Source organism: Amycolatopsis sp. lyj-108 (assembly GCF_046549005.1).
In the GTDB taxonomy this organism is placed as follows: Bacteria; Actinomycetota; Actinomycetes; order Mycobacteriales; family Pseudonocardiaceae; genus Amycolatopsis.
In genome coordinates, this window is record NZ_JAJPWQ010000006.1 from 378475 (window position 1) to 399432 (window position 20958).

At 69.3% G+C, this 20958-nt stretch carries 19 protein-coding genes and 2 pseudogenes; 5 read left to right on the forward strand and 16 right to left on the reverse strand.

What is annotated here, in order from left to right; translation table 11 throughout:
* Positions 1–52 precede the first annotated feature (52 nt).
* Entirely contained in the window at positions 53–1459 is a 1407-nt protein-coding gene (locus ACLJO0_RS23825) for an amino acid permease (protein WP_410580588.1), read from the forward strand.
* Here the strand turns inward: ACLJO0_RS23825 and ACLJO0_RS23830 are convergent.
* The 7 genes from ACLJO0_RS23830 to thyX form a co-directional block, all read right to left on the reverse strand.
* Positions 1389–2945 carry a VWA domain-containing protein gene (locus ACLJO0_RS23830; protein WP_410580589.1) on the reverse strand — a complete coding sequence of 519 codons (1557 nt, stop codon included), beginning with the start codon at positions 2943–2945 and terminating at the stop codon, positions 1389–1391. The two genes, ACLJO0_RS23825 and ACLJO0_RS23830, sit on opposite strands and share 71 nt — an antisense overlap.
* Before the next feature lie 242 nt (positions 2946–3187).
* Complete coding sequence (locus ACLJO0_RS23835) at positions 3188–4021, reverse strand: pentapeptide repeat-containing protein (RefSeq protein WP_410580590.1); 834 nt, start codon at positions 4019–4021, stop codon at positions 3188–3190.
* 67 nt (positions 4022–4088) lie between these two features.
* Positions 4089–5777 carry a ribonuclease J gene (locus ACLJO0_RS23840; RefSeq protein WP_221472739.1) on the reverse strand — a complete coding sequence of 563 codons (1689 nt, stop codon included), beginning with the start codon at positions 5775–5777 and terminating at the stop codon, positions 4089–4091.
* A 5-nt stretch (positions 5778–5782) separates the two neighbouring features.
* Positions 5783–6796: a 4-hydroxy-tetrahydrodipicolinate synthase gene (dapA, locus tag ACLJO0_RS23845; protein WP_410580591.1), complete on the reverse strand. Its 1014-nt coding sequence runs from the start codon at positions 6794–6796 to the stop codon at positions 5783–5785.
* Positions 6797–6908: 112 nt separating this feature from the next.
* A complete protein-coding gene (locus ACLJO0_RS23850; protein WP_410580592.1) occupies positions 6909–8417 on the reverse strand; it encodes a serine/threonine-protein kinase in 1509 nt (502 codons plus the stop codon).
* A gap of 82 nt (positions 8418–8499) precedes the next feature.
* Positions 8500–8892 (reverse strand): ACT domain-containing protein, encoded by a 393-nt coding sequence (locus ACLJO0_RS23855; RefSeq protein ID WP_125793368.1) that lies wholly within the window; start codon positions 8890–8892, stop codon positions 8500–8502.
* The gene (gene thyX, locus ACLJO0_RS23860; protein ID WP_005156312.1) at positions 8892–9644 is read right to left on the reverse strand and encodes an FAD-dependent thymidylate synthase; all 753 of its coding nucleotides are present in this window, start codon (positions 9642–9644) and stop codon (positions 8892–8894) included. Before thyX ends, ACLJO0_RS23855 begins: the two co-directional genes overlap by 1 nt.
* A gap of 133 nt (positions 9645–9777) precedes the next feature.
* Here thyX and ACLJO0_RS23865 point away from each other — a divergent pair, with 133 nt between their 5' ends.
* Both ACLJO0_RS23865 and ACLJO0_RS23870 read left to right on the forward strand, forming a co-directional pair.
* Positions 9778–10302, forward strand: a complete 525-nt coding sequence (locus ACLJO0_RS23865) for a toxin-antitoxin system HicB family antitoxin (RefSeq protein WP_125793367.1) — start codon at positions 9778–9780, stop codon at positions 10300–10302.
* Between the two features lie 11 nt (positions 10303–10313).
* Positions 10314–11222, forward strand: coding sequence for a DUF4097 family beta strand repeat-containing protein (locus ACLJO0_RS23870; protein ID WP_410580593.1), 909 nt, complete (start codon positions 10314–10316; stop codon positions 11220–11222).
* 86 nt (positions 11223–11308) lie between these two features.
* Here the strand turns inward: ACLJO0_RS23870 and ACLJO0_RS23875 are convergent, their stop codons facing one another.
* A complete protein-coding gene (locus ACLJO0_RS23875; protein WP_410580594.1) occupies positions 11309–12529 on the reverse strand; it encodes a winged helix-turn-helix domain-containing protein in 1221 nt (406 codons plus the stop codon).
* A 59-nt stretch (positions 12530–12588) separates the two neighbouring features.
* On the opposite strand from ACLJO0_RS23875, the gene ACLJO0_RS23880 reads away from it, so the two are divergent.
* Positions 12589–13149 carry a GNAT family N-acetyltransferase gene (locus ACLJO0_RS23880; protein WP_410580595.1) on the forward strand — a complete coding sequence of 187 codons (561 nt, stop codon included), beginning with the start codon at positions 12589–12591 and terminating at the stop codon, positions 13147–13149.
* 66 nt (positions 13150–13215) lie between these two features.
* On the opposite strand, the pseudogene ACLJO0_RS23885 reads toward ACLJO0_RS23880, so the two are convergent.
* A pseudogene (locus ACLJO0_RS23885) lies at positions 13216–13623 on the reverse strand (GtrA family protein); the annotation flags it as partial.
* Positions 13624–13772: 149 nt separating this feature from the next.
* On the opposite strand from ACLJO0_RS23885, the gene ACLJO0_RS23890 reads away from it, so the two are divergent.
* The gene (locus ACLJO0_RS23890) at positions 13773–14294 is read left to right on the forward strand and encodes a YqaA family protein (RefSeq protein WP_410580596.1); all 522 of its coding nucleotides are present in this window, start codon (positions 13773–13775) and stop codon (positions 14292–14294) included.
* A gap of 67 nt (positions 14295–14361) precedes the next feature.
* Here the strand turns inward: ACLJO0_RS23890 and ACLJO0_RS23895 are convergent, their stop codons facing one another.
* The 7 genes and pseudogenes from ACLJO0_RS23895 to ACLJO0_RS23925 all read right to left on the reverse strand — a co-directional run bounded on the left by ACLJO0_RS23895 (position 14362) and on the right by ACLJO0_RS23925 (position 20913).
* Positions 14362–14808: a tetratricopeptide repeat protein gene (locus tag ACLJO0_RS23895; RefSeq protein ID WP_125785271.1), complete on the reverse strand. Its 447-nt coding sequence runs from the start codon at positions 14806–14808 to the stop codon at positions 14362–14364.
* On the reverse strand, positions 14805–15551 hold the full coding sequence (dapB, locus tag ACLJO0_RS23900) for a 4-hydroxy-tetrahydrodipicolinate reductase (RefSeq protein WP_410580597.1): 747 nt from the start codon (positions 15549–15551) through the stop codon (positions 14805–14807). The genes ACLJO0_RS23895 and dapB overlap by 4 nt, the downstream gene beginning before the upstream one ends.
* Positions 15548–16912: a M16 family metallopeptidase gene (locus tag ACLJO0_RS23905; protein WP_125793361.1), complete on the reverse strand. Its 1365-nt coding sequence runs from the start codon at positions 16910–16912 to the stop codon at positions 15548–15550. The genes dapB and ACLJO0_RS23905 overlap by 4 nt, the downstream gene beginning before the upstream one ends.
* 94 nt (positions 16913–17006) lie before the next feature.
* On the reverse strand, positions 17007–19262 hold the full coding sequence (locus ACLJO0_RS23910; RefSeq protein WP_410580598.1) for a polyribonucleotide nucleotidyltransferase: 2256 nt from the start codon (positions 19260–19262) through the stop codon (positions 17007–17009).
* A 237-nt stretch (positions 19263–19499) separates the two neighbouring features.
* Positions 19500–19769 carry a 30S ribosomal protein S15 gene (rpsO, locus tag ACLJO0_RS23915; RefSeq protein WP_072028105.1) on the reverse strand — a complete coding sequence of 90 codons (270 nt, stop codon included), beginning with the start codon at positions 19767–19769 and terminating at the stop codon, positions 19500–19502.
* 128 nt (positions 19770–19897) lie between these two features.
* Positions 19898–20414, reverse strand: a pseudogene (gene thpR / locus ACLJO0_RS23920) (RNA 2',3'-cyclic phosphodiesterase).
* A gap of 16 nt (positions 20415–20430) precedes the next feature.
* On the reverse strand, positions 20431–20913 hold the full coding sequence (locus tag ACLJO0_RS23925) for a helix-turn-helix domain-containing protein (RefSeq protein ID WP_125785266.1): 483 nt from the start codon (positions 20911–20913) through the stop codon (positions 20431–20433).
* Between the last annotated feature and the right edge of the window lie 45 nt (positions 20914–20958).

Below are 20958 nucleotides of genomic sequence, written 5' to 3' on the forward strand. Positions count from 1 at the left end.
GTGGTGCGACAATCCCGCGATCCACCGCCGCTCCGACAGGAGGTAACCGCGAATGGGCGCAGAAACCACGACCGAGCGGCCGGGGTTGCGCCCGGACCTGCGGCAACGCCACGTCCGGATGATCGCCCTCGGCGGCATCATCGGCGCGAGCCTGTTCATCGGCAGCGGGGCGGTCATCCACACCGTCGGCCCGGCGGCCGTCCTCTCCTACGCCATCGGCGGCCTGATCGTCGTGCTGGTGATGCGGATGCTGGGCGAGATGGCGACGGCCGCGCCGTCCCAGGGTTCCTTCATGGAGTACGCGCGGACCTCGCTCGGCGGCTGGGCGGGTTTCACCGTCGGCTGGCTGTACTGGTACTTCTGGGTCGGTGTGGTCGCGTTCGAGGCAGTCGCCGGGGCGAAGATCCTGCAGACCTGGATTCCTGTTGTGCCGCAATGGATCTTCTCGCTCGTCCTGATGCTGCTGCTGACCGCGACCAACCTCGCCTCGGCCAAGTCGTTCGGGGAGACGGAGTTCTGGCTAGCGTCGGTCAAGATCGCCACGATCGTGGTGTTCCTCGTGGTGGGCGTCCTGTTCGTGTTCGGCCTCTGGCCCGGCGGTTCGTTCTCGGTCGGCAACATCGCGCAGGACGGCTTCTTCGCCAACGGCGGGTTCTCGGTGGTCCACGGCGTGGTGATCGTGATCTTCTCCTACTTCGGCGCGGAGATCGTCACCATCGCCGCCGCCGAATCGCGGGAGCCGGAAACGGCCGTGCGCAAGGCGACCTCGTCGATCGTCTGGCGGGTCATCGTGTTCTACGTCGGCTCCGTGACGCTGCTGGTGATGATCACCGGCTGGCGGGAGATCCCGACCACGACGAGCCCGTTCGCCGCCGCGTTCGGCCGGTTCGGCATCCCCGCCGCCGAGACCGTGGTCAGCGCGGTGGTGCTGACGGCCGTGCTGTCGGTGCTGAATTCGGGGCTGTACACCGCTTCCCGCATGTTGTTCGCGTTGCACGGCAACGGCTGGGCGCCGAAGTGGATCGCGGACACGAACCGGCGCGGCGTGCCGTGGAAGGCGATCCTGGTGTCCACTTCGGTCGGGTACGTGGCCGTGGTGATGAATTTCGTGTCACCGGACAAGATCTTCTACTTCATCAACTCCGCGGGCGCGGTCGCGCTGTTCGTCTACGCGATCATCGCGGGTTCGCAGCTCCGGATGCGGCGCCGTCTGGAGGCCGAGGCGCCGGAACGGCTGAAGCTGCGCATGTGGGGCTACCCGTGGCTGAGCCGGCTCACGCTCGCCGGGACGCTGGCGGTGGTCGCGTCGATGTTGTTCGTGGACGCGGACACGCGGGCCCAGCTGTACCTGAGCCTGATCAGCCTGGCGGTGATCCTCGGTGTCTACTTCATCCAGCGCCGGCGATCCGGCCGAGAGCACCGTAAAACACCTCTCCGATCTTCGCGGGATCACGGCTGAGGAAGGCCTGGCCGCCGACCGGGACGACGAGCTGCCCGAGTTCGGTCTCGTCGGCGTCCGGGCCGATGCCGAGGGCGATCAACGGTACCGGGTGCTTCCTGTCGTGCAGCTTTCCCAGTTCGGCCAGCAGGTTCTCGCGGCTGATGCCGCCGGGGTCGGTGTTGCGGCCGTCGGTCATCACGATGACCAGGTTCAGTTTCCCCGGCTGCCATTCCTCGCGTGCCAGCCGATAGATGTCGAGGACGCTGTCGTACAGGCCGGTCTGCCCGTCCGGCACGGCGCGGACGGAGCGCAGCCGGTCCACGGCGGCCAGCTGCTGTCCGACCGGCGCCATCGGCAGGATCTCCCGGTAGTCGCGTTCACCGTCCATTTTGGTCGCGAAGGTCAGGAAACGGATCTGTGACGCGGGTTTGAACAGCCGCAGCGCGTTCTCCGCCGCTTCCAGCGTGATCCGCAGCCGGGACTTGCCGGTTCCCGGGACCGGCGCGCTCATCGAACCGGAGACGTCGATCAACACCTGGACGCGGGCGGCCGCGTTCACCCCGGCCCACTGGCGGAGCGCTTCGTCGACATCGGCGGCGGCCGGGATCTCGGCGTTGCGCTGTCCCTGCGCCTCGACACGCTGATCGGTTTCCGCCAACCGCAACGCTTGCCCGCCCGGGGCGCGCACGTCGGACCGTGGGCCGGTCGCGGCACCGTGGAGCAGGGCGCGTTTCAGTTCCGCGACGGCCTTGCCCTGCTGCTGGGTCGCGCCCGCGATCTCGACGAACGGGTAGTCGAGCGCGGGGGCCGCGGCGGAGTACGCGGCCACCAGCGCGGTCTCGCCGTCGGAAAGCTCGGAGTTGTGCCGCAGCATCGCGTTCTCCGCCGCGGGGAACACCGTCGGCGAAGCGCCGGCGGAGAACTTCCGGAGCAAGGCCACGTACGCGGCGGCCGGATCCGAGGCGCCCTTCGTGACATGGCGCAATGCCAGCAGCGCCGAAACACCGACGGGGTCGCTGACGGGATCCGGCATCCCGGCGACGATTCCGGCGTGGCCGAGTACTTCCGCCCAGGTCAGCCGTTTGCGGGGCCAGCCGAGTTCTTTCGCGACCGGTTCCGCGACCGCGAGCACCACCGGCGAACTGGCCACCGACGGCCCGGAGAGGGGAACACCGTCGGCCCTTCTCAGGAACAGCGTCGAGGACGGGATCCAGGCCTGCGGCCGGGGTGCCGTCCCGGACAGCTCGTCCGCCACCTGGAGGGAATCCCTGGCCTGGACGTCGAACGCGACACAGGCGAGACCGAGGTCGCGGGCGGTCCGGGTGACGGCGGGGGCGATGTCGGGCGACGCGGCGACGACGACCCGCTCGGGCTCGCAACCCGGATCGGAACGCGCCAGGACCACGGTCACCCAGGTGGCCGCGCCGAGCACGGCCGCCAGCGCGAGCGCCAGTAGCGGGAGCAGTATCCGTCTTCGGGTCCGGGCGGTGGTGTGGCGTCCCATGGACTCTCCCGGTCTCCCGGCATGGGGCTCGAGGAGCGTCCGAGGGTACGCCGACCCCACCCTTAGGGGAAGGCTGCGACTTTCGGCGTAGGAGAAACCGTACCGAGGCGGGAGGTGGCCGAACACGGGTCGCGGAACACTTGCCCCGTAAGGAAAACACTCGAACTCGGGGGTATCCGTGATGAACCGGCCCACGCGCGCGGAACAGCGCAAAGCCCGCAACGCCTTGTTCGGTCAGGCGATCACGATCGTCTTCGCTCTGCTGATGACGGCGGCCGCGAACCGGTCTTCATCGGGATGAGCCGCGCCTGGGCGACCGGCGAGTTCGCCCAGGGACGCCAGGGCGACGGCCACGAGTGCGCGGCATCGGGGTGCTCCACCCGCGCGTCGGTGAAGTCGGCGCCTTGTTCGAACTCGGCGTCGGCGAAGGTGGTCGTCCCGCTGAACAGCGCGCCGACGAAGGTCGCGTACCTGGGGAACGACGCGGTACGGAAGTCGGTGTCTTCGGTGAAGCACGCCCTGTCGAAGTTGACGTAGGGCGAGAACCGGGTCCCGCGGAAGTTCCCGCGGACGATCAGGCTGTCCTGGAGGTCGGCACCCACCAGGAAGGTGTCCGCGAAGTCGGGTTCGATGAGCACCGCGTCCCGCAGTTCCAGCTCTTCGACCGCCCAGAATTCGAAGGGCTTGGCCTCCCCGGCGGGCCATCTGAAGTGCCGCGTGAGAAGCCTCTGCGCGGCGAGCCGGACTTCGAGCTCTTCCTCGTCTTCGACCGGGTATTCGAAAGGCTTGCGCAGGTAGCCGCAGGTCAGCTCGACGACGTCTTCCCTGGCTTCGGGTTCTTCGCGCCCGTAGCGGTCCAGGGCCGCGAAGCATTCGAGGCGCTCTGCGGCGTCCTCGCTGTCCATCATCTCGACGGCGTGCTCCCAGCGGTCCCGCCGGAGCCCGGCGGCCAGTTCGCCGGGCTTCCGCCGCCGGTCGCGGCGGATGCCCTCGATGAACGTCCGCCCGAGGTAGACCGCGCCCACTCCCAAGGCCACTCCGGCCAGCGCGCCGACGACGTGCACTCCGATCATCATGCGGCGATTATGCGCGAGAAGGCCCCTTCACTCGACTGAGTAAAGGGGCCTTCTCACGTGCTCACGGCTAAACGGGGATGACCGTCGGCACGATCATCGGACGGCGCCGGTAGGTGTCGGCGACCCAGCGGCCGACGACGCGGCGCACGGCCTGCGCGATGCGGTGGGTGTCGGTGATGCCCTCGGCCTCGGTCCTGGCGAGTTCCATCTCCACCATCGGGAGCACGGCGTCGAGCGCCTTCGGGTCGTCGGAGAAACCGCGTCCGGACACCGTCGGACGGGTCACCGCGCGGCCGGTGCTGGTGTCGACGGCGACGGTGATGGCGATGAAACCGCCCTCGCCGAGCACGAGCCTGTCGGACAGCGTCGACTCGCCGACGTCGCCGACCGAGAGGCCGTCGACGTACACGTGCCCGACCTCGACACGGCCGGTCCGGGTGGCCTTGCCGTCGACGAGGTCGACCACGACGCCGTCCTCGGCGATGACCACGTTCTCCGGCGCGACCCCCGTGCGCACGGCCAGTTCACCGTTGGCGCGCAGGTGCTTCCACTCGCCGTGCACCGGCATGACGTTGCTGGGGCGCACCGCGTTGTACAGGTACAGCAGCTCGCCCGCCGACGCGTGCCCGGACACGTGCACCTTGGCGTTGCCCTGGTGCACGACGTTCGCGCCGAGCCGGGTGAGGCCGTTGACGACACCGAAGACCGCGGTCTCGTTGCCCGGGATCATCGAGCTCGCCAGCACGACGGTGTCGCCGGCGCGGATCGAGATCTGCCGGTGCTCGCCGCGCGCCATCCGCGACAGCGCCGAAAGCGGCTCGCCCTGCGAACCGGTCGACACGAACAGCACCTTGCTCTCGGGCAGGTCGCTGGCCTGGTCGAGGTTGACCAGCAGGCCGTCCGGCACGTTCAGCAGGCCCAGGTCGGCGGCGATCCCCATGTTCCGGACCATCGACCGGCCGACGAAGGCGACCCGGCGGCCGTGCCGCACGGCGGCGTCGAGCACCTGCTGGACGCGGTGCACGTGGCTCGCGAAGCAGGCGACGATGACGCGCTGGCCGACCTTGCGGACGACGTCGTCGAGCACCGGGCCGATGTCGCGTTCCGGCATGACGAACCCGGGCACCTCGGCGTTGGTCGAGTCGACGCAGAACAGGTCCACGCCCTCGTCGCCGAGCCGGGAGAACCCGGCGAGGTCGGTCAGCCTGCCGTCGAGCGGGAGCTGGTCGAGCTTGATGTCCCCGGTGTGCAGCACGACCCCCGCCGGCGTGCGGATGGCCACCGCGAGCGCGTCCGGGATCGAGTGGTTGACCGCGAAGAACTCGAGGTCGAACGCGCCGACCTTGCGGCGCTCGCCCTCGCGGACCTCGATCAGGTTCGGCCGCTGACGGTGCTCCTTGGCCTTGGCCGCGAGCAGGGCGTTCGTGAACCGGGAGCCGTAGATCTTCAGGTCAGGGAAGAGCCGCAGCAGGAACGGGACGGCACCGATGTGGTCCTCGTGCCCGTGGGTGAGGACGAGGCCGTCGATGTCCTCGAGGCGGTCTTCGATCGCGCGGAAATCGGGCAGGATCAGGTCGACGCCGGGCTGGTCGTCTTCGGGGAAGAGCACCCCGCAGTCGACGATCAGCAGACGGCCGCCGAACTCGAAGACGGTCATGTTGCGGCCGACTTCGCCGATCCCGCCGAGCGCCACGACGCGCAAGGCGCCTTCGGGCAACGCCGGAGGCGGGGTGGTCGGTCCGGGTCCGGTTGACAATGAACTCACCGAGGCATGGTCCCTACGCTGGTATGTGAGGTCGGCGCCGTGTAGGCCGCCGCTGAATCTGCTTGTGCCACCCGAGCACCATGCCAGTCACTGGCGGCGCTTTCGCCGAGCGGCACGCCTCCCTGGGCGAGATCGGCGGAAATCGCCTGGAGTTGCTCGTCGTTCGCGGCCACGATGGGCAGGCGCGGGTCGCCGATGCCGAAGCCGCGCAGCCGCAGCGCCGCCTTCGAGAACGCGACCCCGCCGACGCGGGACATCGCCCGGAGAACCGGCAGCATGCCGCGGTGGTTGGTGCGCGCGGTCGAGGTGTCGCCGGATTCGTAGGCGTCCATCATGCCGCGGATCCGGCCCGCCACGACGTGCCCGATGACGCTGACCACGCCGGTGCCGCCGACGGAGACCCACGGGAGGTTGAGGCCGTCGTCGCCGGAGTAGTAGGCGAGCTGGGTGTTCGCGATGACCTCGGAGCCGGCGATCAGGTCGCCCTTGGCGTCCTTGACCGCGAGGATGCGGGGATGCTCTGCCAGCCGCAGCAGCGTGTCGACCTCGATGGGGACGACCGAGCGCGGCGGGATGTCGTAGAGCATCACCGGCAGCTCGGAGGCGTCGGCGACGGTGGTGAAATGCGCGTAGAGCCCGGCCTGGCTTGGCCGCGAGTAGTACGGCGTGACGACGAGGATGCCGTGGGCGCCCGCCGCTTCGGCCTGCTTCGCCTGCTCGATGCTGTGCGCGGTGTTGTTCGTGCCCGCCCCGGCGACGATCGTCGCGCGGTCACCGACGGCCTCGACGACCGCGCGGATCAGCTCGGCCTTTTCGGCGTCGGTCGTGGTGGGGCTCTCCCCGGTCGTGCCGTTCACGACGAGACCGTCGTTGCCCAGTTCCACGAGGTGTTCGGCCAGCTCCTGCGCCCGCTTCAGGTCCAGCGCGCCGTCGGCGTCGAAGGGGGTGGCCATCGCGGTGAGCACGCGCCCGAACGGTCTTCCCGGCGCTGCGGTAGGTGGAGTGGACATGCTGTGAAGGTACCTCCTGCGGCCGTTCGACCCCTTGCCGACGTGGTCATTCCCGCCGAATGCGGGAGATTTTCCGCGACGTAGGCGAACTCGGCGCAAACTCTGGCGTGAGCTATTTGACCTTGGTGGTGATCTGCGCGGGGATCTGGCTCCCGTCGGTCTTGGCGAGCAGGCAGAGGAACCCGCGAGAGTAGCTCCGGTCCTCCTCGTTGAGCGGCCGGTTCCATTCGGCTTCGGTCGGCACCACGGGACGCCAGATCAGCGTCGAACGCTGCTCCGCCGGGACGACGTTCGAATTGAAGGTCGCCGAGCACAGCGACTCGGCGATCCGGTTGACCACGTCCGCACCGGGATACGCCGCGACCTGGGCTTCGTCGTCGGAAGAGGACTCGACGTCGAGCAGGCTTCCCTTGGCGAAGATCTCCATCAGGTGGTCCTTGTCGCAGCTGATCCCGTCGTTCAGGTTGACACCCTCTTTGAGCGGCACGTTGAAGCAGTCCCCGGACGCACCGAGTTTGACCTGGCCGTTGATGCCGTAGGTCAGGGTGGGTTGCGCCTGGTTGTTCCCCTCCGGAGCGGCCATCCAGCGGCCGAGGAAGATCCCGCCGACCAGGGCGGCGATCACGGCGACGGCGGCCAGGCTGAGCCACAGCGGACGGAGGTTGCGCTTGGCGGGTGCGGGCGCGGGTGCGAGCCGGGTCATCGGCTGGCCGGACTGCGGCATCATCGCCGTGCCGCCCGAGGGCGGGGTCGGCTGGGCCTGCACCCCCTGCGCGGCCGCGAGCAGGCTGCGCACCTGGTCGTACGACATCCGCGCCTCGGGTTTGGTGACCAGCAGGCCGAGGATCGCGGCGGCCAGCGGGCCCTGGATCCGGGTCAGATACGGCGCCTCGGTCATGATCGCGTGCAACGTCGCGGCGGTGGTCGACCGTTCGAACGCGACGATGCCCTCCGCGGCGAAGAACAGCGTCGTGCCCAGCGACCAGAGGTCGGATTCGGGCATCGCGTCGCGGCCTTCGACCCGTTCCGGCGCCATGAACGCGGGCGAACCGACGATCATGCCGCTGGTGGTCAGGCGCGGGTCGTCGGCGGCGTGCGCGATGCCGAAGTCGGTGAGCTTCACCCGGCCGTCCGGCGCGACCATGATGTTCGCGGGTTTGACGTCGCGGTGCACGATCCCGGCGGCGTGCGCGGCCCGCAGCGCGGACAGCACCCGCTCCCCCACCAGCGCGATCTGCTGGGCGGGCAGGGGGCCGCGGTCGCGCACCAGGTCGGCCAGCGTCGGCGCCTCGACCAGTTCCATCACGATGTAGGTCGCGCCGTTCTCGGTGACGACGTCGTACACGGTGACCACGGCCGGATCGTTGAGACGCCCGGCGGAGCGGACCTCACGCAGCATCCGCTCCGTGAGCACCGAAGCGTCCTCGGGAGCGTTCGGGAACTTCAGCTCCTTGATCGCCACCTGACGGCCGATCACCTGGTCCTGCGCGCGCCAGACGATGCCCATCCCGCCGCGGCCGAGCTCGCCCAGCAGGGCGTATCGGCCGGCGACGATCCGCGCGCCGGTGGCCTGCTGCGTCTGCTGGGGCGGCCCGTACGGACGGGTCTGTTCGTCGGTCAAGGTTCGGTGCTCCTTCGGTTCGCGCAGGATGCTAACTCGGACCCGTTCGCGCGCCGAAAGGTTCCTTCTCCGAGCTCGTGGATCAGACCGTGACCTCGTGCCCGGACTCCCGGAGCGCCTTCACCGCGCGCTCCAGCTCGGGAGCCCGGACCAGCACGTGGTCGGTGTCGAAGGTGGACATCGAGAACAGCGCCACCCCGGCCGCGGCCAGCTCGCTCGACAGCGCCGCGATGATGCCGGTCAGCGTGAAGGCCAGCGGCCCGCGGACCGACAGCCATCGCCAGCCGTCCTCGACCGTGGCCCCGGCAGGCGCGAGACCGGCCGGGCAGATCACCGAAAGCTCCTCCGGGGTCCGCGTGATGGAGATCAGCACAGGCTCGCCGGGGTCGAGCAGATTCGCCGGTATCGGCGCGTCCGGGGCGAGGCGGGCGACCGCGTATTCGCCGGGCCGGACGTCGATCGCGAGGCGTCGCATCAGCCCTCGAGGACCTTCGGGCTGGACGCGACCTCGGTGCCGTCGGGCAGCGCGGAGATGGTGAAGTCCGCGAACACGTTGCCCGAGGCCTTCTGCAGCTCGCGCAGGCAGTCGATGGCCAGGGCGCGGATCTCGACGTCGGCGTGCTCGGTGGCACGCATCGCGATGAAGTGGCGCCAGGCGCGGTAGTTGCCGGTGACCACGATGCGGGTCTCGGTCGCGTTCGGCAGCACGGCGCGGGCGGCCTGACGGGCCTGCTTGCGGCGCAGGGTCGCGCTCGGCACGTCGGCGAACTTCTCCTCCAGCCCGGCGAGCAGCTCGGTGTAGGCGTCGACGGCGGCCTGCGAGGCGGCGAGGAACTTCGCGTGCAGCTCCGGGTCCTGCGCGATGACGTCGGGCTCGACGAACGCGGCGTCGCGCTCCGGGACGTAGCGCTGCGAGAGCTGCGAGTAGGAGAAGTGACGGTGGCGGATCAGCTCGTGCGTCAGCGACCGGGAGATCCCGGTGATGTAGAAGCTGACGGACCCGTGCTCCAGCACCGAAAGGTGGCCCACGTCGATGATGTGCTCGAGGTAGCCGGCGTTGGTGGCCGTCTTCGGGTTCGGCTTCTTCCACGACTGGTAGCAGGCGCGGCCCGCGAATTCGGCCAGCGCCTCACCACCGTCGGCATCGGTCGACCACGGCACGTCCGACGGCGGGAAGAACTCCGTCTTCGCGATCAGTTGAACCTTGGGTGACACGGTCTCGGCCACGTTCGCACTCCTTTTCGACCCCTGCTCCACGACTCCGGGCAGCGTAACCGCAGCCGTCTTCGACGGCGGGGCGACATCACGGTGACGTCATCACCGCCTTGACTGACATCACAAGTGACGTCATAGTGGTGTCATGGATCTGACGCCGTACATCACAAGCCTTCGCGAGGACCTCGCGAACACGGCTTCGGCCGGCGACGAGCAGACGCGGCGCGCTGCCGCGCTGCTGTCGTCGGCACTGGAGCCGGCCGCCCGCCTGACCATCATGAACGCCCTCGCCGACCTGGCCGCCGAAGTGACTTCGGCGCTGCCGGGGCACGTCGTCGACGTCCGGCTCGACGGCCGCGACGTGCGCGTCGTCGTCACCGGCTCCGCCGAGGGCGCCGAGCAGTCCGCGCCCCGCCAGGAGGCACCGCGGGAAGCTCCGCGCGGACCCAAGATCGACACCGGCGACATCACCCGCATCACGCTGCGCCTGTTCGAGCAGGTCAAGGGCCAGGCCGAGGCCGCGGCCGCCGCTCAGGGCGTTTCGCTGAACACGTTCGTCTCGCAGGCCGTCCAGGGCGCGCTGGGCAAGAGCGGGAGCGAGCACTGGGACTACAAGCAGAAGCCGGGCGGCGGTGCCGGTTCGCACCTGCACGGCTGGGTCCAGGGCTGAGGGGGACGGAAATGACCGAGGAAAACATTCCCGCAGGTGAAGAGACCGTGCGCGTCGAGGACTTCGAGGCCGATGGCCCGATCGAGATCGACGTGAGCGTGGCCATCGGCCGGGTGACCATCGAACTGACCGGCGAGAGCGGAATCCACGCCGAGGTCCGCCGGGACGGCGGCGAACAACAGCCGTGGGTGGACGGGATGACGAGCCTGCTCAGCTGGGTGGGCGAACGTTTCGGCGACCAGCTCGGCGGTTCGCCGGCGGGGTCCGCGGGCGACGCCGTGACACAGACCCGGATCGAGAAGGTCGGCAACCGGCTGGTCGTCCAGGCGCCGAAGGCCTGGCAGCTGAAGAACGTCCCGCTCGCCGTGACCGTCCGGGCGCCCGCCGGTTCGCACCTGGAAGTGCGGGCGGGGGCGGCCGACGTCACGGTCACCGGTTCGGCCGGACGGGCCGATCTCATGACCGGCGCGGGCAAGATCGGCCTGGAACGGGCCGACGGTTCGGCGATCGTCCGCACCGGCACCGGCGACATCAAACTCGGCCCGACGCTGTCCGGTCTGCAACTCCGCACCGGCAGCGGCTCCGTCGAAGCGTCCTCGGTGAGCGGTTCGGCCACGGTCGCGACCGGCACGGGCGACGTCTGGCTCGGCGAGGTCGCGGGCGAGGTCCTGGCGCGTACCGGCAGTGGCGACCTCTCGGTGGCGGACGCCGCCTCCGGGACGCTGGAGCTGACCACCGGATCGGGTGAGGTCCGGGTCGGGATCCGCGGCGGTGTTCAGGCGGAGATCGACCTTTCGTCGACGACCGGGTCGGTCTCGAGCGAACTGGACGTCGCGGAAAGCGCCCCTTCGGAGGTTTCGCTGAAGGTGCGGGCACGCACCGGCACCGGCGACGCGGTGGTGACCAGCGCGGCCGGCTGAGCCGCGGGCCCGCAGGGGGATCGAGGGACCTTTGCTCTCACTTTTCCACGGGAGTGGGAGCGAAGGTCCCTCGGCTCAGGCGAGGCTCAGCGCACGAGGCGCGAAAGCACCGGAGCGAGATCGCCCCGCTCCCCCACCACGACCCCGTCCAGCCCCTGCCATTCCGCCATCAGCCGCAGTTCTCCGGCCAGCTCGCTCGCGACCCGCGCGACATCCACGCCAGGCTCGGCGAAGGCGCCCTGAACGCGAAGCACCCCGGCGGCCCGATCGCATTTGAGGTCGACCCGGCCGACGAGTTCGCCGTCGAGCAGGAACGGGAACACGTAGTAGCCGTAGATCCGTTTCGGCTCGGGAACGTAGATCTCGATGCGGTAGAAGAAATCGAAGATGCGCTCGGTGCGGGCGCGTTCCCAGATCAGCGGGTCGAACGGCGACAGCAGCGCGCGGCCGGTGACCGTGCGAGGTGCCTTCGCCGCGACGTGCCGGTATGCCGGGGCGGGCCAGCCGTCCACGGTCACCGGTTCCAGGACGCCCGCGTCGACCAGCTCGGCCACCGCCCGCTTGCTGACGTCGGGGCCGAGCCGGTAGTAGTCCCGCAGGTCCGGTTCGGTGCCGATGCCCAGCGCGACGGCCGCCCGGGTGATCAGTTCGCGGGCGCCTTCCTCCGGGCTCACGGTCCGCGACAGGATCTCCGGCGGGACGACGCGTTCGGTCAGGTCGTAGAGCCGCTCGAACGACCGGCGTGTGCCGGTGGTCAGCTGGCCCATGCCGAAGAGCCACTCGCAGGCCTTCTTGACCTCCGACCGCTCCCACCACGAGCCGGGTTTGGAACCACCCGACTCACTTTCGAGCGCGCGCTCGATACCGCCCGCGCCGATCGGTCCCTGTTCCTTGATTACGGTGAGGATGTTGTCCACCAGCTGAGGTGTCTGCTCCAGCACTCGCGCGTAGTTCGTCCACCAGCCCATGCGTTTCGCCCCGGACCGCAGGAGCGGCCAGTCCGTGATCGGCAGCAGACTCGCCTCGTGCGCCCAGGATTCGACCAGCATCCGGGGTTTGCGCGCCGAATGGGACCAGGCCGCGTCGTCCACCAGCGCGGGCTCGTACGCGCCGAGCCGGGAGAACAGCGGCATGTAGTGCGCGCGGACCGCGACGTTCACCGAATCCAGTTGCAGCAGCTGGATTCGCGACAGCACGCGTTGCAGATGCCGCCTCGTCACGGCCCCGCCCGGACGTGCCTCGGCGAATCCCTGCGCGGCCAGTGCGATCCGGCGCGCGACCGGCCCGCTGATGGTCGTAGTGCTCATTGCCGGAATGCTGCCATCCACCACCGACAGTTTTCGGCCGCACCGCTAATCTGCGCAGCATGGCCGCCGCCGAAGTCCGCTCAGCAGTCGTGTCCGACGCCTCCGAAATCGCGCGCATCCAACGCGACACCTGGCGAAGCGCCTACACCGAACTGCTCGGCGAAGCAGCCGTCGCCGAACTCGAAGACGTGGAACTCGAGAAGACCTGGGCCGAAACGATCGAGTACCCGGGCACGCGCGTCTTCGTCGCCACCGAAGGCGAGTTCACCGTCGGTTTCTGTGTCGCCGGCCGCGCTCCGGCGAGCGAGGTGGCCACCGCGGATGGAGCGCTGCCCGACGACGCTTCGACGACGGCGCTCATCGCCTCGCTGCTGGTCGAGCCCCGCTGGGGACGCCGCGGGCACGCTGGACGGCTGCTGGCGAACGCCTCCGGTTGGCTGCGCGAGGACGGCGCCACCCGCGGGATCAGCTGGGTCGCCCAGACCGATCACGCGTCACTGGGCTTCTTCCGGCGCGCGGGCTGGTCCCCCGACGGGACCGTCCGCATCCTCGACACCGGAAGCACGAACGTGCGCGAAGTCCGGCTCACCGGTGGCCTCGACCTCGAGCTCGCTCCCTGACTTCGCGAACACGACCCAGCGCATCACCGAGTACATGAAGACGCCTTCGCAGGCCCCGGCGATGAGCCGGGAGAGCCGGTAGTCGACGCCCAGCGCGGCCAGTCCCGCGCCGACGCCGAGCAGGAACGCCACGTAGTTGACGATGATCGCGACGACGTACAGCACCGCCTGCCTGCCGACGGGCGCGTGCGAGCGGAAGTTCATGCTGCGATTCAGCACGAAGCTCAACCCGAACGCCGTCGCGTAGGCGAGCGTGATCGCCAGCCACACCGGCAGGCCGAGCCAGCTCCGGAGCAGGGTCAGCAAGATCAGGTCGACCCCGAAGGTGAACCCGTTGATGAGCGCGAAACCGAGGAAACTCGGCGCCACCAGCCGGGAAAGCCCGAAGGGGAGGCGCCGGACCACGGCCGCGCAGAAGTCGGCGAAGCGATCCGCGAAATCCTTGCCGCGGACCGCGTCGTGCACGTCGGCCACGGATTCAGCATGGCAGCGGCAGGTGACCGCGAGCCGACGAACAGGTGATCTTCTGGTGCGGCCCCGAAGCCGGGAACGGGGGCTGTCCCCAGTGCGTCCTGGTTTTCACCTGATAGCTTGGAGAAGACGAAGGTAACGGGGAGGCAACGATGGTGGGCTGGTTGCTCCTGTCGTTCGGCGTCGCCTTCGGTTCGGCGATCCTGCCCGTGGTCAGCATCGAGATGTTCCTCATCGGCCTGTGCGCGAGCCAGCCGACGATGCCGTGGCTGCTGCTCGGTGCCATCGTCGCGGCGGGCCAGGTCGGCGGGAAGACGCTCTACTACCTCGCCGCGAAGGGCACGATCAAACTGCCGAAACCGCTGCACGACCGTCTGCACCGGGAGCGGCCACCGACCGCGCGCCGGGACCGGTGGCGGGCACGGACCAAGAAGATGCGTGCCCGGCTCGACGCCCTGCGTGAACGCTGCCATCGGCACCCGCACTGGATGGCGGGCACGTACGGGGTGAGTTCGGTCGTCGGCTTGCCGCCGTACATGGCCACGAGTGTGCTCGCGGGGCTGGTGCGGATGCCGCTGACGACCTTCCTGGCCACCGGGTTCCTCGGCCGCTGGCTGCGCTTCAGCCTGCTGGCCGCCTCCCCCGCCCTGTTCGCGGGCTGGTTCCACTACTGACAACCCCGCAATCAGTCACCTACTTGCGTAAGGAAACCTCGCAAGTAGGTGACTAATTGCGTGGGGGTCAGCGGGAAGCGGCTTCGAGTTCGACGGCGCGCCGCATCGTCGCGCGGGCTCGTTTCCGGTCGCCGGCGATCTCGTAGGCGTACGCCAGCCGGTACCAGACGCGCCAGTTCTCCTGATCCGCCTCGACCTCGGCCCGGCGCTCGTCGAACCAGGCGTCCGCGGCGTCGCGATCCACCCGGCCCGAAGGCCGGCGGGGCAGGTCGGAGACGTCGGGCAGGCCGCCTTCTTCGTCCAGCCGCCGCGAAAGCCGCTGGATCTGGACGCCGGAACGCCAGGTGGTCACGATGATCCAGACGCCGAGCAGCGGCAGCAGCAGGACACCGATGCCGAAGAGCACCGGCACCGTCTCACCGGTGCGCACCAACGCGATGCCCCGGCCCGCCAGCAGGACGACGTAGACGGCGAGCGCCGCCGTCATCACCAGCGCGAAGTTGCGGGCCCTCACAGGTCGAGGATGTTCTCGAGACCGACCGTCAGGCCGGGCCGGGTGAGCACCGAGCGCACGCCGAGCAGCACGCCCGGCATGAACGACGTGCGGTGCAGCGAATCGTGCCGGATGGTCAGGGTCTCGCCCTCGCCGCCGAACAGGATCTCCTCGTGCGCCACGAGCCCGGGCAGCCGGACCGAGTGCACGCGGACGTCGTCGACGAGTGCGCCGCGGGCACCGTCCACTTCGGACGTCGTCGCGTCGTCGCCCGGTTCGAGACCGGCCGCGGCACGGGCCTCGCCGATCAGCCGCGCGGTGTGCGCGGCGGTACCGGAAGGCGCGTCGGCCTTGCGGTTGTGGTGCAGTTCGATGACCTCGGCCGAGTTGTAGAACCGCGCCGCCTGCTGGGCGAACCGCATCGCCAGCACCGCGCCGAGCGCGAAGTTCGGCGCGATGAGCACGCCGAGCGACGGGTCGGCCGCGAGCCACGAGCGCAGCTTCTCCAGCCGCCCCTCGCTGAACCCGGTGGTGCCGACGACGGCGTGGATCCCGTTGCCGGTCAGGAACTCCAGGTTGCCCATCACCGCGTCGGGGTGGGTGAAGTCGACGACGACCTGCGCCTGCTTAAGCGCCGAGAGGTCGTCACCGGCGTCGAGCGCGGCGATGAGTTCCATGTCGTCGGCGCCGTTGACGGCGTTGACCACTTCCTGGCCCATCCGGCCGCGTGCGCCCAGCACGCCGACGCGAATTCCAGCGGTCATGATGCGATCACCTCGTGCAGATCGTCCGGAAGGTCGTCGGCGTGAGCGTACGGCCCGACCACCGCCGCCGCCGACACGCCACCAGGGCGGCGCAGCAGAGTGCGAGCGAGCGCACAGACCTCTTCGGTGGTGACGGCGTCGATCCGCGCCACCGTGTCGTCGACGCCGAGATAGCGGCCGTAGTTCAGTTCGTTCTTGCCGATCCGCGACATCCGCGACGAGGTGTCCTCGAGACCGAGCACGAGCCCGCCCCGCAACTGCCCCTTCGCCCGCGCGACCTCGGCTTCGCTCAGCCCGTCCTTGCCGACGACTTCGAGCACCTCGCGGATCAGCCCGGCGACCTCGCCGAGCTTCTCCGGCTGGCAGCCCGCGTACACCGCCATGTGCCCGGCGTCGGCGTAGCTCGCGACGGACGAGTACACCTGGTATGCCAGCCCGCGCTTCTCGCGGACCTCCTGGAACAGACGCGAACTCATGCCGCCGCCGAGCGCGGCGTTGAGCACCGACTGCGCGAACCGGCGGTCGTCGTGCCGCGAAAGGGAACGCAGGCCGAGCATGACGTGCGCCTGCTCGGTGTCGTCGGTGTGCAGCGCGAGCTTCGGTGCCATCGCGATCCGCGCACGGCCGCCGCGCGGCGCCACGGGTGTCGCCGTGCCGGTCAGCTTGTGTCGCAAAGCCTTGCGCACCAAGCGAAGCACCTGAGTGTGCTCGATGTTCCCCGCGACGGCGAGCACCATCCGCGGCAGCGTGTAGCGGCGCCGGTAGAACCCGCGCAGCGCCGACGCGGACATCTCCACGATGGACTTCTCGCTGCCGAGCACCGGACGACCCAGCGCGTGGTCGCCAAGAATCGCGCCGACGAACGTCTCGTGCAGCAGGTCTTCGGGGTCGTCGTCACGCATCGAGATCTCTTCGAGCACGACACTGCGCTCGGTCTCGACGTCCTTGTCCGTGCACAGCGCCTCGAACACGACGTCGGTGACGAGATCCATCGCGAGCGGCAGATCCTCGTCGAGCACCTGCGCGTAGTAGCAGGTGTGCTCCTTCGCGGTGAAGGCGTTGAACTCGCCGCCGACCGCGTCGATCTCCTCGGCGATCTGGGTGGCGTCGCGGTTCGTGGTGCCCTTGAACAGCAGGTGCTCGAGGTAGTGCGCCGCGCCCTCGACCGACGAAGGCTCGTCACGGGATCCGACCCCGACCCACAGCCCGACCGTCACCGACCGGGAGGCGGGCACATGTTCGGTGATGACCCGCAGCCCTCCGGCGAGCACACTGCGCTTGACCACCGCACCGTCCGAAGTGGACTCCAGCGTGCGGGTGCTGCCGACGGGCTGTTCGTGCCCAAAGATCTGACGAGCCAACGGATCCCTTACTCACATGTCATGAAAGGGTCGTTCAGGACGAAAAATGTCCTGAACGACCCTTTCATGACGTTTCACATCGATCTGGCCGGACCTACTGGGCGTCGGCCTTCGGAGCGTCGGCCTTCTCGCCTTCGGCCGCCTTGGCGTCCGCCGTGTCCTCTTCCTGGACCACGATCAGGCTGATCTTGCCGCGGTTGTCGATGTCGGCGATCTCGACGCGGAGCTTGTCGCCCACGTTGACCACGTCTTCGACCTTGTTGATCCGCTTGCCGTTGCCCAGCTTCGAGATGTGCACCAGGCCGTCCTTGCCCGGCAGCAGCGAGACGAACGCGCCGAACGCGGCCGTTTTCACCACGGTGCCGAGGAAGCGCTCGCCGACCTTGGGCAGCTGCGGGTTGGCGATGGCGTTGATCTTGTCGATCGCCGCCTCCGCCGACGGGCCGTCGGCCGCGCCCACGTAGATCGTGCCGTCGTCCTCGATGGAGATGTCGGCGCCGGTCTCCTCGGTGATCGAGTTGATCATCTTGCCCTTCGGGCCGATGACCTCGCCGATCTTGTCCACCGGGATCTTCACGCTGGTGACGCGCGGGGCGTACGGGCTCATCTCGTCCGGGCCGTCGATCGCCTCGGCGATGACCTCCAGGATGGTGAGGCGAGCGTCCTTCGCCTGCTTCAGCGCGGCCGCGAGGACCTCCGACGGGATGCCGTCGAGCTTCGTGTCCAGCTGCAGCGCGGTGATGATGTCCTTGGTGCCGGCGACCTTGAAGTCCATGTCGCCCATGGCGTCCTCGGCACCGAGGATGTCGGTCAGCGCGACGTAGCGGGTCTCGCCGTCGACCTCGTCGGAGATGAGGCCCATGGCGATGCCGGCGACCGGCGCCTTCAGCGGGACACCCGCGTTCAGCAGACCCATGGTCGAGGCGCAGACCGAGCCCATCGAGGTGGAGCCGTTGGAGCCCAGCGCCTCGGAGACCTGACGGATCGCGTACGGGAACTCGTCACGCTTCGGCAGGACCGGGACCAGGGCGCGCTCGGCGAGCATGCCGTGGCCGATCTCGCGCCGCTTCGGCGAACCGACGCGGCCGGTCTCGCCGGTGGAGAACGGCGGGAAGTTGTAGTGGTGCAGGTACCGCTTCGTGGTCTCCGGGGAGAGCGAGTCGATCTGCTGCTCCATGCGGAGCATGTTCAGCGTGGTGACACCCAGGATCTGGGTCTCACCGCGCTCGAACAGCGCGGAACCGTGCGCCCGCGGGATCACGGCGACCTCGGCGCCGAGCGACCGGATGTCGGTCAGGCCGCGGCCGTCCATCCGGATCTTGTCCGTGAGGACGCGCTTGCGCATGATCTTCTTCGACAGGGCCTTGAACGCCGCGCCGATCTCCTTCTCGCGACCCTGGAAGGCTTCGCCCTCGCCAAGGCCGATCTTCTCCAGCACCGCGGCCTTGACCTGGTCGGTCGCGTTGTCGCGGTCCTGCTTGCCCGCGATGGTCAGGGCGTTGGCGAGGTCGTCGGTCGCGATGGCGGCGACGGCGTCGAACGCGTCCTGCTCGAAGGCGAGGAAGACCGGGAACTCGCCGGTCGGCTTGGCGGCGACGTCGGCCAGCTGCTGCTGGGCCTCGCACAGCACCTTGATGAACGGCTTCGAGGCCTCGAGGCCCTCGGCGACGGCGATCTCGTCCGGCGACTTGCCGCCGTCGGCGATCAGGTCGAGCGTCTTGTCGGTGGCCTCGGCCTCGACCATCATGATGGCGACGTCGTCACCCACGATGCGGCCGGCGACCACCATGTTGAAGGTGGCGTCCTCGAGCTGCTTCCAGGTCGGGAACGCGACCCACTGGCCCTCGATCAGCGCGACGCGGACGCCGCCGACCGGACCGGAGAACGGCAGGCCGGCGATCTGGGTCGAGGCCGAAGCCGCGTTGATCGCGAGCACGTCGTACGGGTCGTCCGGGTTGAGGCTCTGGACGGTGATGACGACCTGGATCTCGTTGCGGAGACCGTCGGTGAACGACGGGCGCAGCGGCCGGTCGATCAGGCGGCAGGTCAGGATCGCGTCGGTCGACGGGCGACCCTCGCGACGGAAGAACGCGCCGGGGATGCGTCCGGCGGCGTACATCCGCTCCTCGACGTCCACGGTCAGCGGGAAGAAGTCGAAGTGGTCCTTCGGGTGCTTCGACGCGGTGGTCGCCGAGAGCAGCATGGTCTCTTCGTCGAGGTACGCGACGACCGCGCCTGCGGCCTGACGGGCAAGGCGGCCGGTCTCGAAGCGGACGGTGCGGGTGCCGAAACGGCCGTTGTCGATCACGGCTTCGGTTTCGTGCACGGTGACTCCGGTGGAGTCGGTCATATGGTGTATCTCCTCTTTTGATCCTCTGTAACGGCGCGAGTCTCCCACCCTGGGACCTGTTTCGCCTGCGGACGCTCGAGGAGTGATGCCGGTCTTCGATCGAAGCCCCCGGGCCGTTGCCCGGGAACCACTACCGAGGACCGGCGGACGGTTCCTCGTGCGCGCTCGCGCCGCGTGTTCCTGTGTACTTGGACCGAGGGGGAGCGACCGTCGTGGTCACTCCCCCTCGGGTTCAAGCTATCGGCGCAGGCCGAGACGCTGGATCAGCGCACGGTAACGCTCGATGTCCACCTTCATCACGTAGTTCAGCAGCCGGCGGCGGCGGCCGACCAGCAGCAGAAGCCCGCGACGGGAGTGGTGGTCGTGCTTGTGAGCCTTGAGGTGCTCGGTGAGGCCGACGATGCGCTTGGTCAGCAGCGCGACCTGGGCCTCGGGGGATCCGGTGTCCGAGTCGTGCACGCCGTACTCGGCAAGGATCGTCTTCTTTTCTTCGGTGGACAACGCCACTGTGGTGCTCCTAGATATCTGTGCCGTGCGGCCCGGACGATGTCTTCACGCCGGGTGAGACGGTCACGGCCGCCACGGACTGCAGCCGGACCCGATCGTCAAGGCTACCAGCCTCGTGATCAGCGGCTTCAGTCGCGGGCGTGGTCCAACGCGTACGACCGGATCACCCGGTAGCGCGACGACCCCTGCTCATGGTCACTGCTCATCAGAACGGCCTCGGTCGCCGTCCAAGTCTCACTGGTGAACCCGGCCAGCCGCTCCACCCACGCGCTCGCGGCTTCCGGCTTCCGGCCGGTCGCGGGGGAAGCGGGCCAGTGTCAGGTGGGCCACGTACGGCCTGCCTTCGTTCCCCGCACCGGCCTTCGTGGCCAGCTCGTGGAGCCCGGTTCCGGCAACACTCAACCACAGCACCCCGGGGAATGTCGCGGCCTTTTCCAGCCGGAGGTCGATCGGGCCCGCGTCTGCCAGCCGCCCGGCGAGCCATTCGCCTCGCTCGTCCGCGTCGTCCTCGCCGTAGAAACCGAGGGTGATATGCCAGCTTTCCCGCGTTGTCCAGCGGAAACCTTCGTCTTCGGGTGCACCCAGCGCGGCGGCGACCTCGTCGAGGACACCGTCCGGCGGGATCAACGCACTGAAGAGGGTCATGGGCGCGTGACTCGCGTCAGGATCCGTTCCTCGCGGCGCGGCGCAGCAGGTCCGCCAGCGCGGGGAAGTCGTCGTCGAGCACCTTCGCGGCTTCGGTGAGGTCTTCGTCCTCGCCGATGTCCCGCAGCGCCACGAGCACACCCTGGTCGTCGGCGACGGCGCCGACCGGGATGCTGTCCCTGCCCACCGTCGGCCGCGAATCGCGGACGTCTTCGAGCGCCTCCTGCATGGCCTTGCGGTCCCCCGCGGCGACCGCCGGGACCAGGACCTTGCGCTCCAGCATGATCATCTTGGCGAGTACGACCGGGTTCCCGATCTTCGCGCGGCGCCCGCTCATCACCTGGCTGAGCATGGGCGCGCTGATGCCGAGGACCTCCGCGAGGAAGGCCTGGGAGATGTCGAAGGCGACGACCAGTCTCCGCACGCGATCGCCGAGCGGCTCCCCGTACCACTCCTTCTGCAGCGCGATGTTCCGCTGGACGATCTTGTGGTCCTCCACCTGGTCCGCTCCCCTAACCCCATCGAACGCCATGCGCGGTCCGTG